This window comes from Microvirga terrestris (genome assembly GCF_015694425.1).
Lineage (GTDB): Bacteria > Pseudomonadota > Alphaproteobacteria > Rhizobiales > Beijerinckiaceae > Microvirga > Microvirga terrestris.
Genome location: NZ_JADQDN010000005.1, coordinates 42,351 through 59,152 on the forward strand (window position 1 = coordinate 42,351; position 16,802 = coordinate 59,152).

A 16,802-nucleotide genomic window follows, 5' to 3' on the forward strand; every position below is an offset into this window, starting at 1 on the left:
AGCCGCTCGGGAGATTGACCATGAGCACCATCGAACCCATCCACGTCATCGGCGGCGGCCTCGCCGGTTCGGAAGCTGCCTGGCAGATCGCCCAAGCCGGTGTCCCCGTCGTGCTGCACGAGATGCGTCCCGTCCGCGGCACCGATGCGCACAAGACGGACGGCCTAGCCGAACTCGTGTGCTCCAACTCCTTCCGCTCGGACGATCCCGAGGCCAATGCGGTCGGCCTCCTGCACCAGGAGATGCGCTCCCTCGGCTCGCTGATCATGGCCAAGGGCGATGCCAACCAGGTGCCCGCCGGCGGCGCCTTGGCCGTCGATCGCGAGGGTTTTTCGGCGGCCGTCACGGCCGCGCTCGAGGCGCATCCCCTCATCACCATCGAGAGGGGCGAGATCGCGGGCCTGCCGCCGGAAGAATGGTCCTCGGTGATCGTCGCCACCGGCCCTCTCACCTCGCCGGCTTTGGCGCAGGCGGTCCTCGATCTCACGGGCGAGACATCGCTCGCCTTCTTCGACGCCATCGCGCCCATCGTCTATCGCGAGTCCATCAACATGGACATTGCCTGGTTCCAATCGCGCTACGACAAGGTCGGACCGGGCGGCACGGGCAAGGACTACATCAACTGCCCCATGACCAAGGAGCAGTACGACGCGTTCATCGACGCACTGATCGCCGGCGACAAGACCGAGTTCAAGGAATGGGAGGCCAACACCCCCTATTTCGACGGCTGCCTGCCCATCGAGGTCATGGCCGAGCGCGGCCGCGAGACCCTGCGACATGGCCCGATGAAGCCAGTCGGACTCACCGACCCGCGCAATCCCGACAAGAAACCCTACGCCATCGTGCAGCTGCGCCAGGACAATGCGCTCGGCACCCTGTTCAACATGGTGGGCTTCCAGACCAAGCTGAAATACGGCGCTCAGAGCGCGATCCTGCGCATGATCCCCGGCCTGGAAAATGCCGAGTTCGCACGCCTCGGCGGCATTCACCGCAACACCTATCTGAACTCGCCGAAACTCCTCGATCCGACGCTCCGCCTGAAGGCCATGCCGCGCCTGCGCTTTGCCGGCCAGATCACCGGCTGCGAGGGTTATGTGGAGAGCGCGGCGGTGGGACTGATGACCGGCCGCTTCGCCGCGGCCGAGCGGCTAGGCCGTCCCATCCAGCCCCTGCCCCACACCACGGCGCTCGGCGCGCTCATCAACCACATCACGGGCGGACACATCGAGACCATCGACGAGGGGCCGCGCTCCTTCCAGCCGATGAACGTCAATTTCGGCCTCTTCCCACCGCTGGATTTCACGCCGAAGGCCGAGGACGGCAAGCGCCTGCGTGGACCGGCCAAGGCCGTTGCCAGGAAGAAGGCTCTGACGGACCGGGCGCGGGCGGATCTGGGGGCGTGGATGTCGGATGGCGTGCTGCCTCAGGCTGCGGAGTAAGCGCTGACTGTCACCCCGGACGGCTAAAGCCGATCCGGGATTGCTTTCAGTATCTGCTTCCCGAACCTCAACACTGTCATCCCCGCGTAGGCAGGGATCAATAAATACGGCGTCTCAAGACGAGGCGATCAACGTCGCGCCGTTTTTTCTGCATCCTCAGCGGTTATGGATCCCGGGCTCCGCTGCGCGGCCCCGGGATGACAGTGCTGGGCCGGGTTTGCGCGATCCCTGATCTGCTTCACCGTCCGGGATGACGCTGGAGAGTAACGCACTCTTCAAAACGGCCCGTGCCAGAGCGACCAGATCCGCCGCCATTGCGGCAGTTCCACCACCGTGTGGAAGGGATCGTAATCACGCCGCTCCATGGCCTTCAGATAAGGCTCCACCAGGGCCACCGGCTGGAAGGCCGGCTTGGCGGCGTTCGGGATCGTGGTGCGCAGCGCGCGCGCCTGATCGAGATGCCTGCGGGCGACGGCGCGCAGATCGGCAAGCGCCCCTTGGAGACCCGGCCCGCCACGGCCTGTCACGATGTCCTCGCGCACCACGCCGTGTTTGGTCAGAATATCCGCCGGCACATAAACCTGACCTTGCCGCGCATGAATCGGAAACGCGCGCAGCAAGCCCGCGATGGCATAGGCCACGCCCGCATGTCCGGCAGCATCGGCGGTGCCGGGATTTGTGCCGTCCGAGAGGATGAGGCTCGCAAGCTGGATCAGGCTCGACGAGGTCTCGCCGCAATAACCTTCCAGATCGTTGAGGCTCGGCATCGGATCCTCGTAAAGATCGAAGATCCTGGCGTCGATCAGGTCAACCAGCGATTGGCGCGGCAGGCGGAACTGAACGATGGTGTCGTCGAGCGCAGCCGCCACGGGATTGGCCCGCACATCGCCTCGCGCTTCGCCCTGTAGGGCATCGCGCCACCATTGCAAGCGGATCTCGCCGACGAGCGCCTCGCGCACTGCCTCGCGCACGCGGGCGATCTCGAAGTTGAAGGCATAGAGCGCGTAGAGATGCGGCCGCTTGTCGGCGGGCACGAAGAGGCTCGCCCAGTACCGGTCCGGATCGGCCTCGCGCACGAGCCCCTCACAATGGGCGAAGTTGGAAATCGCTTCCGCCATCTTAAAGAACGGCGATCAGGGCGGCGCCAACCTTGCGGTTTTCCGCGAGCAGGATGTTGTAGGTGCGCGCAGCCGCCCCGGTCTGCATCACGTCGAGCCCGATCCCTGCCTCGCGGAATCGCGTGCGGAACGCAGCCGGCAGCGCCGCGATGTCGATACCCGTGCCGAACAGCAGGAGCTCAAGGGCATCGCCCTCGGCGAAGATCGGATTGAGCGCCTCGTCCGTCAGATCGGCCATGGACGCGACCGGCCAAGCCTTGATGCCGGACGGCAGCGCGAGCAAGGAGCCGCGATGGGACATGTCCGCGAAGCGGAAGCCGCCATTGCCATAGGCATCGAGCGGGTAGCGGCCCGGCAGGAACCCGTCATAGACGCGGCCAGAGCTCATGACCTTACTCCGCAGCGGCGGCCCTGCCCTCCGAAACCTTCACGCTCTCCGATCCGCGCAGGCCGATATAGATCAGCATGGGAGACGAGATGCAGATGGCCGAATACGTACAGATGACGACGCCGTAGAGCATGACCTGCGCGAAGCCCTGGATCGCCTGGCCGCCGAACAGCACCAGCGCCAGAAGCGACAGCGCCGTGGTGGTCGCCGTCATGATGGTCCGGGACATGGTGGTGTTGATCGACAGGTTCAGCAGCTCTTCCGCCGGCATCGTCTTGTAGCGACGCATCAGCTCGCGGGTCCGGTCGAACACCACCACGGTTTCATTGAGCGAATAGCCCACGATGGTCAGGATCGCGGCGATCGACGTCATGTTGAACTCATGCCGCGTAATCACGAAGAAGCCGATGGTGAGCACGATGTCGTGCAGCGTGCCGATGATGGACGCCACCGCCAGCTCGCGCTCGAAGCGGAACCAGAGATAGAACAGAACCGCGATCACCGAGAGCACGATGCCGATGGTGCCGGACTGGACAAGTTCGCCCGACACGCGCGGACCGACCGTCTCGACGCGACGGAAATCGTACTCATTGCTGAAGGTATCGCGCGCCTTCTGCACCACGGCCGTCTGCGCGGACTCTCCCCCGGCTTGGATGGGGAAGCGCAGGGAGACCTCGCCGGCCGTGCCGAACTCCTGCACCTCCACATCACCGAAGCCGAAGCTCTCGGCGGTCTGGCGGATCTGGGCGACATTGGCCTGACCGGACTTGGCCTGGATCTCCATGAGCGTACCGCCCTTGAAGTCGATGCCGAAGTTGAGTCCGATGGTCAGGAGCATGATCGCCGTTGCGACCGAGACAAGAGCCGACAACGGAAATGAGAAGCGCCTGAAGCGCATGAAGTCGAAATGGGAGTTTTCGGGCCAGAGGCGAACGAGGCGCACGATACGCACTCCTTAAAACGGAAGAACTTTGGGACGCATCCACTGATACCAGAGCGCAATCATCATGCGCGTCAGGGTGACGGCGGTGATCACCGTCGTCAGGATGCCGAGAATGAACACGACCGCGAAGCCGCGCACGGGACCTGAGCCGAGGAAGAACAGGATCACGGCGGCAATCGCCATGGTGCTGTTGGAATCGACGATGGTGGCAAAAGCCCGGTCGAAGCCTGCCTGGATGCCCGAAACGATGGACCGCCCGGCATGGACCTCTTCCCGGATGCGCTCGTAGATGAGCACGTTCGAGTCTACCGCCGTACCGATGGTCAGCACGATACCGGCGATGCCCGGCAGGGTGAGCGTTGCCTCCAGCGCCGACATGAGTCCAAAGATCAGACCGACGTGAACCAGCAGGGCGATATTCGCGATGAGACCGAACACGCCATAGGTCGCGAACATGAAGATCACGACGAAGATCGCCGCCACATAGGTGGCCATCTTGCCGGCTTCGATGGAGTCGCGTCCGAGGCCGGGACCGACGGTGCGCTCCTCGACGATGGTGAGCTTGGCCGGCAGCGCGCCGGAGCGGAGCAGCACAGCGAGATTGTTGACCTGCTCGACCGTGAAGTTGCCGGAGATCTGGCCGGAACCGCCGGTGATGGGCGACTGGATCGTCGGAGCCGAGATCACCTGATTGTCGAGCACAATGGCGAGCTGGCGCCCGAGGTTCTCCGTCGTTGCCTGTCCGAAGCGCTGCGCGCCGCGAATGTTGAAGCGGAAATTGACGATGGGCTGACGGGTTTGAGAATCGAAGGCCGGCTGCGCATCGGTCAGGTCGCCGCCCTCGGCGATGATGCGGCGCTCGACAGGAACCCGCTGGCCGCCGGCATCCTGCATGGGCAGCATATCCACGTCGGTGGCGCCTTGTTGCGCAAGCAAACGGAACTCGAGATTGCCGGTCTCGCCGAGCAGCGCCTTGAGCTGCTGCGGATCCTGCAGGCCGGGCACTTGGACGAGAACGCGGTCGGCGCCCTGGCGCTGGATGCTCGGCTCAGTCGTGCCGGTGGAATCGATGCGGCGGCGGATGACCTCGATGGACTGGTCGACGGCGCGGCGCACGCGCTCGTTGACGCCGATTTCCGTATAGGCCAGCGTGATCACGCCGTCAGGGGTCGTGTTGATCTCGATGGAGTTGCCGCCAGCCTGGCCGAGCACGGCATTGCCGGTCGGCTGCGACAGCTCCCGCAGGCGCGGCAGGAGCCGCTCGCGGTCGGCCGCATCCGGCACGCGGATCTGGACACCGCGCTGCACTGTCTGAATGCCGTTCTGAGATGAGACGCGGGTATCGCGCAGGATGCGGCGGACGTCGTCACGCAGGGTCGTGACCTGCGTTCGCATCAGGTCCTGGGCATCGACCTCGAGCAGAACGTGGGACCCGCCCTGCAGGTCGAGACCCAGCACGATGGCGCGGGACGGCACGATCCAGGACGGCACCCAGCTCGGAATGGCATTCCGGAAGGCCTGACGCTGCTCGCGGGTCATGGTGCTCGGAACCGCCAGGAGCAGGCCGATCAGGATGATCCCCACCGTGGCGATGATCTTCGGTCTCGAGAAGCGCAGCATCGTCAGCTCAACCTTTCACACTCTTTTGCCGCAGCGGGCTGCGGCGGACCGGCCTACCCGCGCACGGAGGGGCCGGCCTTGTCTCACTCAGGCCTTGACCGGCTCGCTCTTGGAGCGGACGTCGGAGATCATGGCCCGGGCCACCTTCACCTTCACGCCGTCGGCGATCTCGACCTCGATGTCGGCCGCATCCTCGGTCACCTTGGTCACCTTGCCGATGATGCCGCCGGAGGTGACGACGGTGTCGCCGCGGCGCACGTTCTTGATCATCTCCTGGTGGGTCTTCACCCGGCGCTGCTGGGGCCGGATGATCAGGAACCACATGATGACGAATATGAGGATGAACGGGACGAATTGAAGGATCATCTCCATTCCGCCCCCCGCGGGGGCCCCTTGTGCGTAGGCGGGTGAAATGAACAAGCGGCTCTCCATGGATAAAGGCGCGTGGCAGGCCCTTTTCAGGCCTACCCGCGCCGGACGGGATACAAAGCGTGGCGGACTATACCCATCGACTCCGCGAAATCAATGAAGTTGCAGGCATATCGTGCGGAAAAGTGGCCCCGGTTTTCCGCGCCCAACGATATGCCTTTCTAGGAAGAAAGCATCGGATTAACCCCAAAAGTGGCTCCCACTTTTGGGTCCGATGCTCGCTTTCCCAAGGCTCCTTCCATGGACCGTTTGACGCTTTTTGCGCTAAGCAAACTCCTCACCCACCGCGGATGGCACTGTTTCTTATGTCTGCAGACCTGAATTCCCCTGAGTCCCTGGCTCTTCTGGCCCGCATTGCCGATGCCCTGGAGCGTCTTGCGCCCTTTAGCACCGCTCACGCTGATGTGACGGCGGCGGACGCTTTCGTCTGGCAGGCGGCAGGGCGAAGGCTCTCTCCGGTGCCAAAGGTGAACCGGGTCGAGATGAGCCTCCTGCGGGGCATCGACCGGGTGCGGGACCAGCTCGCCGAGAACACCGGGCGCTTCGCAAGGGGGCTGCCGGCCAACAACGCCCTGCTCTGGGGCGCCCGGGGCATGGGCAAGTCGTCCCTCGTCAAGGCGGTCCATGCGGAAATCAACCACACGCGGCCCGACGGCTCCCGCCCCCTGAAGCTCATCGAGATCCACCGAGAGGACATCGAGACCCTGCCCGACCTCATGGGGCTGCTCAGGGGCGACCCGCACCGCTTCATTGTATTCTGCGACGACCTGTCCTTCGACGCGGACGACACCTCCTACAAGTCGCTCAAGGCCGTACTGGAGGGCGGAATCGAGGGTCGTCCGGATAACGTGATCTTCTACGCCACGTCCAACCGCCGCCACCTGCTGCCGCGCGACATGATGGAGAACGAGCGTTCGACGGCGATCAATCCAGGAGAGGCCATCGAGGAAAAGGTCTCGCTCTCCGACCGCTTCGGCCTCTGGCTCGGCTTTCACAAATGCAGCCAGGACGAGTATCTCGACATGGTCTTCGGCTATGTCGACCATCTAGGCCTGCAGGCCGACCGGGACGCGATCCGCGCGGAAGCCCTCGAATGGGCGACCACCCGCGGCGCCCGCTCGGGCCGCACGGCCTGGCAGTTCATCCAGGATCTGGCGGGACGCCTGGGTAAGGCGATCTGAAACGACAAAGGGACGGTGGCTGAGCTCCACCGTCCCCTCATTTGACCGGCCTCGAAGTTGAGATCCGGCCTAAACTTTTTCCGTGATCAGCCGCCCAGATGCTTCAGCGGATCGACGGGCTGGGCTCCCTTGCGGATCTCGAAGTGCAGCTGCGGCGAGGTCACGTTGCCGGTCTGGCCGGAGGTCGCGATCACTTGGCCGCGCTTCACTTGCTCGCCACGCTTCACGTTCAGCGAGCCATTGTGGGCATAGGCCGAGACGAAGCCATTCTCATGCTTGATCAGGACGAGGTTGCCGTAGCCTTTCACCTCGCTGCCCGCATAGGTCACCGTGCCGGCCTCAGTCGCCTTCACCGGCGTGCCTTCGGGAACGGCGATGTTGATGCCCTCATTGCCGCCGTTGGCGCCGAACCCGGCGATGACGCGGCCGCGAGCCGGCCAGCGGAAATCACCCGACACGCTGGCGGTCGCCTCGGGCTCCGGCGCGGGAGCCTTGGCGGTTTCCGGTTGCGCTGCAGGGGCAGGAGCCGCCGGCACCGGGGCGACGTTCTTCACCGCCTCAGGCTGGGTGAGCGCCGCCACCTTGGGCTGCTCGACGACCGGCTTCGGCGCGGAGACGAGCGGCTTCGGAGCTGTGACGAGAGGCTCATCGACGGCCGAGGCGACCTGCATTGGGGCCGACTTAGCAGCCGGAGCAGCGGGGGCCGGCGCCTGCGCCGTCGTGGCCATGCCGGGGCGAACACGTCGGGCGGGTTCGGCGGCAGCGACAGGTGTCGAGGCGGCCGGCACCTTGGACGTGTCGACGAGGCGGAACTTGGGCTGAGATGCAGGCTGGGCGGACGCGGTCTGGACGGCCGGCATAGGGCGCGGCTGAACGGATGCGGGAGCCGAGGCGATGCGGGTCGGCTGCGACAGAGGCTGGGCCTGCACCGGCGGCAGGGACTGGGCGTGGACCGAAGCGGTCGGCATCGGGGCGGCCGCGTAGGATGGGGAAGCCTGAGGCTGCGACGAAGCCGTTGCGCCAGTGTCCATGCGCTCGCTGGCGGCGAATGGATTGGAGAAGGGGTTCTCCGCGAACCGCGCGCTATCGGTACTGCATGCCGCAGCGGCACTCCCGATCAAAGCCACCAGGGCGATCCGAGACACCGCAGCCCAATGTCCAGAACTCACACGCAAACGCATCACTCAACCCCAACCGAACGCAACTCGATGGAGCCATTAAAAGCCTGTTCAGGTTAAGCAACGGTTGATGGCACGCAGATTGTTGTAACCGTGTCCAAAAATTTTTCGAATCAGTCAGAGAGTTGCCGCAATGCCGGTGACGAGGGGCGAAATTCGCAAGGAGGCACCAAGGCTCTGCGTCATTTCTCCGTCGGCATCGCGCTCGATCTTTACGAGACGGGGCATACCCTCGACGGTCAGCGTACCCACGAGGCGCCCCCCGGATCCCAGGAGCGGCATCAGCGCTTCCGGAAGCTCCGGGCGCGCGCCGTTCAGCAGAATACGGTCGAACCGGTCGCGCACCCGCGCGGCAAGCCCGTCTCCCACTTCCAGGCGAACCTTACCGGCTTCGACGATCTTGAGGTGCTGTGCTGCCGCGGCCGCCAGAGTGTTGAAGCGCTCAACGCTCGTGACCTCCGCTCCAAGGCGCGCCAGAAGCGCCGTCACGTAGCCGCTGCCTGTGCCGACCTCCAGCACCCGCTGGCCGGGCTGCACGCCCAGCGCCAGCAGCATGGCGGCCACCGTCGCAGGGCCGGTCATCGTCTGGCCGCAGGGCAGCGGCAGGGCGACGTCAGTGCGGGCGAGATCGGTGAAGCGACGCGGGGCGAAAATCTCGCGCGGCACGAGCTCCATGGCTCGCAGGAGGGCCGTGTCGCGGATGCCTTTGGCCCGCAACGACAGGATGAAGGACGCAGCCCCAATCGCCGCCTGCTCGCCGCGGACATCGTCCGCCTCTGGCAGGTAAGGCAGATCCTGGTTCATCGGATCCGCATCCTCAGCCGAAGGCCTGCGCGTAGCGGGTCAGGGTCGGCTCGTCGGTCATGTCGATGCGCAACGGAGTGACGGCGATGCGCCGGTTGGCGATGGCCCAGAGATCGGTACCATTGCCGGGCGTGAACGGACGACGCTCGAAGGCAATCCAGAAGTAAGGGTTGCCGCGCCCGTCGCGGCGTTCGTCGAGGCGCAGAAGCTCCTGCGTGCGCTGGCCCTGATTGACGAGTGCCGTGCCCTCGACCTCATCCGGCTCGCAATCAGGGAAGTTCACGTTGACGAGAATGCCCTTGTCGATTCCGGCCTCAAGAATCCTGCGAACGACCTTGGGGCCGTGATGCTCGGCGCATTGCCAGCGCGGCGCATCACGCGTCGAGGGGCCGTAAGCCTGGGAGAGCGCAATGGACGGAACGCCGAGGATCGTGCCTTCGATGGCGCCAGCCACTGTGCCGGAATAGGTCACGTCCTCGGCCACGTTCTGCCCACGGTTCACGCCGGAGAGCACGAGATCGGGCTTGGCATCCCGCATGAGGTGGCGCACGCCCATGATCACGCAATCGGTGGGCGTGCCTCTGACGGCGAAGTGCCGGTCGGAAATCTCGCGCAGACGCAGGGGATCGTTGAGGGAGAGCGAGTGGGCGACGCCGCTCTGATCGGTCTCGGGCGCGACGACCCAGACATCGTCCGACAGCGCGCGGGCGATGGCCTCAAGGGTTTTCAGTCCCGGAGCGTGGATGCCGTCGTCGTTGGTGCAGAGAATGCGCATGCTTTAAGCCTGACGCTCGATGCGGGTGAGACCGCCCATATAGGGCTGCAACACCGACGGGATCGTGACGCTGCCATCCTCGTTCTGGTAGTTCTCCAATACCGCCACCAGCGTACGGCCGACCGCGAGGCCAGAGCCGTTGAGCGTATGCACGAAGCGCGGCTGCTTCTCGCCGGCGGCGCGGTAGCGGGCATTCATGCGCCGGGCCTGGAAATCCGAGCAGACGGAGCAGCTCGAAATCTCGCGATACATCCCCTGCCCCGGCAGCCAGACTTCAATGTCGTAGGTCTTGGTCGAGGAGAAGCCCATGTCGCCCGTGCAGAGCGTCATGGTGCGGAACGGCAGCTCCAGCTTCTTCAGCACGTTCTCGGCGCTGGTCAGCATACGCTCGTGCTCGTCGGCCGAGGTCTCCGGCGTGGTGATCGACACGAGTTCGCATTTCACGAACTGATGCTGACGGATCATGCCGCGCGTATCCCGGCCGGCAGAACCGGCTTCGGCGCGGAAGCTCGGCGTGAGCGCGGTAAAGCGCAGCGGCAGCTCTTCCTCGGACAGGATCTGCTCGCGCACGAGATTGGTGAGCGTCACCTCGGCGGTCGGAATCATGCCGTAGCGGGTATCCTTGATCATCTTGGCGATCGCGTCCTGCGGCTGACCTCCGAGAGCAGCAGCAACGACCTGCTCAAGCGAGTTGCCTGGGAAGGCCCAGAACTGGTCGTCCTCGAACTTCGGCAGCTGCGCGGTGCCGAACATGGCATCGTCGCGCACCAGCAACGGCGGGTTCACTTCCGTGTAGCCGTGCTCATCGGTGTGCAGGTCGATCATGAACTGGCCGAGCGCTCGCTCCAGGCGTGCGAGGCTCGCCTTGAGCACGACGAAACGCGAGCCGGAGAGTTTCGCCGCCGTCTCGAAGTCCATCAGGCCGAGCGCCTCGCCGATCTCGAAATGCTGCTTGGCGCTGTTCGACATGCGAGGCGTGCCGACGCGGTGGCGCTCCACGTTGCCATGCTCGTCGGCGCCGACCGGTACGTCCGCTTTAGGGATGTTCGGGATCGCAGCCAGGGCATCGAAGAGAGCCTTCTCGGCCACACGCTCGGCCTCCTCCAGCTCCGGCATCGTCTCCTTGATCCGGGCCACCTCGGCCATTAGCTCACTCGCCCGCGCCTCGTCCTTCTTCGCCTTGGCCTGGCCGATCTCCTTGGACATGGCGTTCCGGCGCTCGGTAGCGGCCTGCAGGGCGGAGATCGCGCTCTTGCGCTGGTCGTCGAGGGCAATCAGGTGGGCGGACAAGGGCTCCATGCCCCGGTTCCGGAGGCCTTGGTCGAAAGCCGCGGGGTTCTCGCGGATGGAACGGATGTCGTGCATGGGATGAGGACCTGCTTCGTCAGGCAGCCCCGCCCCGATGACAGGACCGCCCTTCAACTCTTGCCAAGGATGGCGGCCGGTTGTGAAGGCTTTGACGCCTATTCCTCTGCCGCGCGCGCGGCCTCGGCTTCCGCACGCTTCTTCTCGACCATGCGGACGGAGAAGATGGATGCCTCGTAAAGAAGCAAGGTGGGGACCGCAAGGGCGAACTGGCTGATCACGTCCGGCGGGGTCAGAACCGCCGCGATCACGAAGACGATGACGATAGCGTAGCGCCGCTTGTCCTTCAGGAACTGCGAATCGATGATTCCGGCCCGGGCGAGCAGGGTCAGGATCACCGGAAGCTGGAAGCAGATGCCGAACGCGAAGATCAGGGTCATGATCAGCGACAGGTACTCGCTGACCTTCGGCAGGAACTCGATGGTCGGGCCGCTTTCGGTCGCAAGCTGCTGCATGCCCACCGAGAAGCGCATGAGCAGCGGCATGGCGATGAAGTAGACGCAGGCCGCGCCCACCGTGAAAAGGACTGGCGTTGCGAACAGGTAAGGCACGAAAGCCCGGCGCTCGTTCTTGTAGAGGCCCGGCGCCACGAACTTGTAGATCTGAACGGCAATGACCGGAAAGGCCAGGAAGCCCGCACCGAAGGCCGCGACCTGGATCTGGGTGAACAGGTACTCCAGGCCGTGGGTGTAGACGAGATGCGCCTTCTCGGGCGAGCCGACCGCGAGGACGTAAGGCCAGACCAGCGCGTTGTAGATATATTTCGCGCCGGCAAAGCAGACGAAGAAAAGCACGACGAACGCGACCAGCGCCTTGATGAGGCGCGAGCGCAGCTCGGTCAGATGCTCGATCAAAGGCGCGCGCGAAGCCTCGACCTCGTCCTGTTCAACGGCAGTGGTCATCCGACTTTCGCGTCCGGTTTTTCTGACAATTGTGCGGCAAGAGCAGCCTGCTGGGCCTCGTATTCGGCTTCGCGCCGCAGGGACTCGGCGATCTCCATTGCCGGATCGACGGTTGGCGGAAGCGGCAGGTCGATGAGCGGATCGGCGGGCGCCGGCTCCCGTCCCTCGACCACGGCCTGCACCGAAGCGTCAGACGGCGCTTGAACGATCTCCGGGGCAACCTCTGGAGTGTTTTCCGACTCAGGCGCCTTCTCCGGGTTTGCAACAGGCGCCTCGATGGAGGTCTTCAGCTCGTCCCGAATCGTCTGGATCGGGTTGAAGCTCGTGTTGAGAGATGGAACGGACTCGTTCACGCTCTGGAGCTGCTTCTTGACCTCGTCGAGTTCGGCTTCCCGCATGGCCTCGTTGAACTGGCCCTGGAACTCCGCCGCCATGCGGCGGACCTTGGCGGTCATCTGCCCCACGGTCCGCAGGGCCTTCGGCAGATCCTTCGGGCCGATCACGATCAGCGCGACGGCGCCGATCACCATGATCTCACCCCAGCTCATGTCCAACATGACGTGGCCTCGAACCTGCCCTTAGTACTCACGCGTACTGATCCGCTGCATGAAGCGGCGTCTGACGAAAGCTTAGCCGACCTTGTGATCAGTCGTGACGGTGGTGGTCGTCGTGCCGTTCTGGTGATCGATGGTGCGAACCGGCTCGGAGGGCTGCACCGGCTTTGCCGGGGTGTCGTCCTCGGACATGCCCTTCTTGAAGGCCTTGATGCCCTTCGCCACGTCGCCCATCATGTCGGAAATCTTGCCGCGTCCGAACAGCAGGACGACGATCAGACCCACAACAATCCAGTGCCAAATACTCGTGCCACCCATGGCATTCCTCCTGCGTCCCGAAGGGCGCGGCGTTTAAGATAATGAACTTGCCGCCAACCTATGCGTCGGACGCGGCGAAAACAAGGACATCCTTCGTATCGACATCGATGCCCACATCCTGTCCCTCCCTCACGTCAACGGGATCGTGAACACGGGCCTGGAGCGGACGGTCGACGCCCTGCACGTCGATGTGGACCAGATCGACCTCCCCGAGGAAGCGGCGTGAGACCACCCGGCCGGGCAGACAAAAGCCCGCCGGCCTCAGCTTCACCCCCTGCGGGCGCACGCAGACGATGGCGGGGCCATCCGACAGGTGCGGGGCTGGGAAAACACCAACCGGACAGCTGACCTGGCCGTTTCGGACCACGCCGTCGAGTTCGTTGAAGTCGCAGAAGAACCGGGCGGCGAAGAGATTGGCTGGCCTCCGGTAGATTTCCTCGGCCTCGCCCTGCTGAATGATCCGGCCTGCCCGCATCAGCACGATCCGGTCGGCAATCCGCATCGCCTCCTCCGGGTCGTGGGTCACCACGATGGTGGTGGCGCCGGTCTCCCGCAGGATGGCCACGGTCTCGTCGCGGATCGCGTCGCGCATGCGCCGGTCGAGGTTGGAGAACGGCTCGTCCATGAGGAGAACGCCCGGGCGGGGCGCGATGGAGCGGGCCAGCGCCACCCGCTGCTGCTCGCCGCCCGACAGGGTGTGGGGGTACTCGTTGGCGTAGTGCTCAAGTCCGACGCGGGACAGGGCCCGGCGGGCCGCGACCCCGGCCTCGGAGGCCGAGAGGTCCTTCAGGCCGAACATGATGTTCTGCAGGATCGTCATGTGCGGGAACAGGGCATAATCCTGGAACATCAGCCCGATGCCGCGTCTCTCCGGCTCCACGAAAGCGCGCGGTCCGCTCGCCTCAAGGCCGTCCATGAGCACCCGGCCTGAGGTCGGAGCCTCCACGCCGGCCGCAATGCGCAGCAGGGTCGTCTTCCCGCAGCCGGAATGGCCGAGCAGGCAGACGATCTCGCCGGGCTTGATGGTGAGCGAGACCCCGTCGAGGGCGCGCTGACTGCCATAGGCCTGGACGATGTTCTCGAAGGTGAGCTGCGCCGGGATCGAGGCGCCCGCCGTGCCGCGCTGGCCCCATCGGGGCAGACGGAACCGGTCTCGGGCGGAGCCGGCTGGCCTGTCGGTCATTCCTCGCCGGCCTCGGTCTGGTGCATGTCCAGAGGTTGCAGGAGCTCGTCCTCGAGAGGATCCTCATCCTCTCGCAGGGCATCGGCATCGGAGGGCACCGGCACCGAGAAGTCGGAGGGAACGCGGCCTTCGATGAAGCCCGCGCCCTTCAGCTCCTCGAGGCCCGGCAGATCCTCGATGGCATCCAGCCCGAAATGCTCCAGGAAGGCCGGCGTCGTGCCGTAGGTGACCGGGCGCCCCGGTGCCTTCCGGCGGCCGCGCAGGCGGATCCAGCCCGTCTCAAGGAGCAGGTCGATGGTGCCTTTCGATGTGGCGACGCCGCGGATCTCTTCGATCTCGGCCCGGGTCACCGGCTGGTGATAAGCGATGATCGCCAGGGTCTCCATGGCGGCGCGGGAGAGCTTGCGCTGCTCGACTACGTCGCGAGCCAGCACGAAGGACAGGTCGCTCGCCGTGCGGAAGGTCCACTTCCCCGCCACCTTGACGAGGTTGACGCCCCGCATCGCGTAGAGCTCGGTGAGGTCCTGCAGGATCTTCTCCACATCCGCGCCTTCCGGCAGGCGGCCGCTCAGATCCTCTGTACTCAGCGGCGCGGCGGAGGCGAACAGCAGCGCCTCGGCGATGCGCATGGCCTCACCGTGATCGGGCACATGATCGGGCCCTTGGCCGATCTCGGGAGCCTCATTGTCCATCGTCTCGGGGACTTCTTCCTGCATGTCGGGCAGCATCCTAAACACCTGCCTCGGCCGGGTCGGCGACGGGCTTGACCCAGACCGGAGCGAAGGCCTCGTCCTGGCGCATCGTGAGCTTGCCCTCGCGCACCATTTCCAGGGTGGCCGACAGGGCCGAGGCCAGCACGGTCGGGCGCATGGCCGGCTCGACCATGTATTCCACAAGATAGGTATCGAGGGTCACCCAATCGCTCAGGTGCCCGACGAGGCGCTCCAGGGCTTCCCGGGCCTCGACCAGGGACCAGACATTCCGCTTATGCAGGGAAACCCTGGCGTTGAACCGCATCTGCCGCTGGTGGGCATAGGCCTTGAGCAGATCGTAGAGCGTCCCCTCATAGTGGGAATCCCGGTTGATGATCACCGGCTCCGGGGCGCCGCGGGCGAAGACGTCGCGGCCGAGCCAGGCGCGCTCACCCATCCGCTTGGCCGCCTCGCGGATCGCCTCCAGGCGGCGCAGGCGCAGGGCCAGGGCCGTGGCCAGATCCTCGGCGCTCGGCTCCTCGCCCTTCGGCGGCTCGGGCAGCAGGAGGCGGGACTTGAGATAGGCCAGCCACGCCGCCATGACGAGGTAGTCGGCGGCCAGCTCCAAGCGCATACGCCGGGCCGCCTCGATGAAGGTGATGTACTGTTCGGCGAGCGCCAGGATCGAGATGCGGTGAAGGTCAACCTTCTGGCGGCGGGCCAGTTCGAGCAGCAGGTCGAGCGGCCCTTCGAACCCGTCCACGTCCACGAGCAGAGCGGGCTCGCTCTCGGCGCGCTCGTTCAGCTCGACGTCGTCAAAGGGTAAGGGCTTTGCCATGGACGGTACTCAACTCACTTGGCGCGAAGCTTCACGGGCTTTAGGCGATCATCGCAAGCGCGGAATCGAGCCGCGCCCGGGCATCCACAGGATCCAGAGGCTCAGGATCGTGGGTGATGCGCCCTAACGCAGCGTTAGCACGGCGCAGGGCATCGCCCTCAAGGACCGGTGCGGCCTCGGCCACCGCGCACATCTCCTCCATGCTGCCGTTGCAGTGGAGACCCATGTCGCAACCGGCCGCAAAGGCGGCTTCGGTCCGGCTCCGGAAGGAGCCTGAGAGGGCATGCATGGACAGGTCGTCGGTCATCACCAGCCCGTCATAGCCGATATGGCCGCGGATGATCCCCTCCATGACGATGCGGGAGGTGGTGGCGGGATGGTCCGGGTCGAGAGCCGTGTAGACCACGTGGGCCGTCATCGCGAGGGGCATGTCGGTGAGCATCCGGAAGGGCGCGAAATCGTGCCGCTCCAGCTCCTCGCGGGTGGCCACGACGACCGGCAGCGCCAGGTGGCTGTCGGCCCCTGCCCGGCCGTGGCCCGGCATGTGCTTGACCACCGGCATGACGCCACCGGCGAGCAGGCCTTCGGCGGCAGCCCGGCCGAGCACGGCCACCTGCGCGGGCGTCTTGCCATAGGCGCGGTCGCCGATGATGTCGTGAGAGCCCGGCGACGGCACGTCGAGGACTGGCAGGCAATCCACCGTGATCCCGACGGAGCGGAGATCATGGGCGATCAGCCGCGCCCCGAGGCGGGTGATCTCCCGCTGGACGAGAGGGTCGTTGACGTGAAGCTGTCCGTAGGTGCGCCCGGCCGGGTATTTCGGCCAATGCGGCGGCCCCAGGCGCTGAACTCGGCCGCCCTCCTGATCGATGAGGATCGGAGCGTCGACACGTCCGACCGTGTCCCTCAAAGACGCGCAGAGCGCCCTCACCTGCTCAGGATTGTCCACGTTGCGGCGAAACAGGATGAAGCCCCAGGGCTGCGCTTCCCGGAAGAAGGCAGACTCGTCGGGGGTGAGTGTAAGGCCGGAGCATCCAGCAATAAAGGCGCGGGTGTTCATACCCGCGCCTTACGT

At 65.4% G+C, this 16,802-nt stretch carries 18 protein-coding genes; 2 read left to right on the forward strand and 16 right to left on the reverse strand.

Features of this window, described 5'->3' with window-relative positions; all coding sequences use genetic code 11:
* Positions 1-20 precede the first annotated feature (20 nt).
* Positions 21-1,439 (forward strand): methylenetetrahydrofolate--tRNA-(uracil(54)-C(5))-methyltransferase (FADH(2)-oxidizing) TrmFO, encoded by a 1,419-nt coding sequence (gene trmFO / locus I2H36_RS11365; RefSeq protein ID WP_196264020.1) that lies wholly within the window; start codon positions 21-23, stop codon positions 1,437-1,439.
* 275 nt (positions 1,440-1,714) lie between these two features.
* On the opposite strand, the gene I2H36_RS11370 is transcribed toward trmFO, so the two are convergent.
* From I2H36_RS11370 to yajC, 5 genes are all read right to left on the reverse strand, one after another.
* Positions 1,715-2,557 (reverse strand): phytoene/squalene synthase family protein, encoded by an 843-nt coding sequence (locus tag I2H36_RS11370; RefSeq protein WP_196264021.1) that lies wholly within the window; start codon positions 2,555-2,557, stop codon positions 1,715-1,717.
* Position 2,558: 1 nt separating this feature from the next.
* On the reverse strand, positions 2,559-2,945 hold the full coding sequence (locus tag I2H36_RS11375; RefSeq protein ID WP_196264022.1) for an Mth938-like domain-containing protein: 387 nt from the start codon (positions 2,943-2,945) through the stop codon (positions 2,559-2,561).
* 4 nt (positions 2,946-2,949) lie between these two features.
* A complete protein-coding gene (gene secF, locus I2H36_RS11380) occupies positions 2,950-3,888 on the reverse strand; it encodes a protein translocase subunit SecF (protein ID WP_196264023.1) in 939 nt (312 codons plus the stop codon).
* A 12-nt stretch (positions 3,889-3,900) separates the two neighbouring features.
* A complete protein-coding gene (gene secD, locus I2H36_RS11385) occupies positions 3,901-5,508 on the reverse strand; it encodes a protein translocase subunit SecD (RefSeq protein ID WP_196264024.1) in 1,608 nt (535 codons plus the stop codon).
* Positions 5,509-5,595: 87 nt separating this feature from the next.
* Positions 5,596-5,874: a preprotein translocase subunit YajC gene (gene yajC / locus I2H36_RS11390; protein ID WP_196264025.1), complete on the reverse strand. Its 279-nt coding sequence runs from the start codon at positions 5,872-5,874 to the stop codon at positions 5,596-5,598.
* Positions 5,875-6,242: 368 nt separating this feature from the next.
* Between yajC and I2H36_RS11395 the strand changes: the two genes are divergently transcribed.
* Positions 6,243-7,118, forward strand: a complete 876-nt coding sequence (locus I2H36_RS11395; protein ID WP_196264026.1) for an ATP-binding protein — start codon at positions 6,243-6,245, stop codon at positions 7,116-7,118.
* An 86-nt stretch (positions 7,119-7,204) separates the two neighbouring features.
* Here the strand turns inward: I2H36_RS11395 and I2H36_RS11400 are convergent, their stop codons facing one another.
* The 11 genes from I2H36_RS11400 to nagZ form a co-directional block, all read right to left on the reverse strand.
* Entirely contained in the window at positions 7,205-8,245 is a 1,041-nt protein-coding gene (locus I2H36_RS11400) for a peptidoglycan DD-metalloendopeptidase family protein (RefSeq protein WP_343234439.1), read from the reverse strand.
* A gap of 168 nt (positions 8,246-8,413) precedes the next feature.
* Complete coding sequence (locus I2H36_RS11405; RefSeq protein WP_196264028.1) at positions 8,414-9,100, reverse strand: protein-L-isoaspartate O-methyltransferase family protein; 687 nt, start codon at positions 9,098-9,100, stop codon at positions 8,414-8,416.
* 13 nt (positions 9,101-9,113) lie between these two features.
* Positions 9,114-9,875, reverse strand: a complete 762-nt coding sequence (gene surE, locus I2H36_RS11410) for a 5'/3'-nucleotidase SurE (RefSeq protein WP_196264029.1) — start codon at positions 9,873-9,875, stop codon at positions 9,114-9,116.
* 3 nt (positions 9,876-9,878) lie between these two features.
* Positions 9,879-11,240, reverse strand: a complete 1,362-nt coding sequence (gene serS / locus I2H36_RS11415) for a serine--tRNA ligase (protein ID WP_196264030.1) — start codon at positions 11,238-11,240, stop codon at positions 9,879-9,881.
* A gap of 98 nt (positions 11,241-11,338) precedes the next feature.
* Complete coding sequence (gene tatC, locus I2H36_RS11420) at positions 11,339-12,142, reverse strand: twin-arginine translocase subunit TatC (protein ID WP_196264031.1); 804 nt, start codon at positions 12,140-12,142, stop codon at positions 11,339-11,341.
* The gene (gene tatB / locus I2H36_RS11425; protein WP_196264032.1) at positions 12,139-12,699 is read right to left on the reverse strand and encodes a Sec-independent protein translocase protein TatB; all 561 of its coding nucleotides are present in this window, start codon (positions 12,697-12,699) and stop codon (positions 12,139-12,141) included. The genes tatC and tatB overlap by 4 nt, the downstream gene beginning before the upstream one ends.
* Before the next feature lie 72 nt (positions 12,700-12,771).
* A complete protein-coding gene (locus tag I2H36_RS11430; RefSeq protein ID WP_181052297.1) occupies positions 12,772-13,014 on the reverse strand; it encodes a twin-arginine translocase TatA/TatE family subunit in 243 nt (80 codons plus the stop codon).
* A gap of 58 nt (positions 13,015-13,072) precedes the next feature.
* Positions 13,073-14,197, reverse strand: a complete 1,125-nt coding sequence (locus tag I2H36_RS11435; protein WP_196264033.1) for an ABC transporter ATP-binding protein — start codon at positions 14,195-14,197, stop codon at positions 13,073-13,075.
* Positions 14,194-14,913, reverse strand: coding sequence for an SMC-Scp complex subunit ScpB (gene scpB / locus I2H36_RS11440; protein WP_425523302.1), 720 nt, complete (start codon positions 14,911-14,913; stop codon positions 14,194-14,196). Before scpB ends, I2H36_RS11435 begins: the two co-directional genes overlap by 4 nt.
* Positions 14,914-14,926: 13 nt before the next feature.
* Positions 14,927-15,727, reverse strand: a complete 801-nt coding sequence (locus I2H36_RS11445) for a segregation and condensation protein A (RefSeq protein WP_196264035.1) — start codon at positions 15,725-15,727, stop codon at positions 14,927-14,929.
* A gap of 40 nt (positions 15,728-15,767) precedes the next feature.
* Entirely contained in the window at positions 15,768-16,787 is a 1,020-nt protein-coding gene (nagZ, locus tag I2H36_RS11450; protein ID WP_196264036.1) for a beta-N-acetylhexosaminidase, read from the reverse strand.
* Positions 16,788-16,802 lie beyond the last annotated feature (15 nt).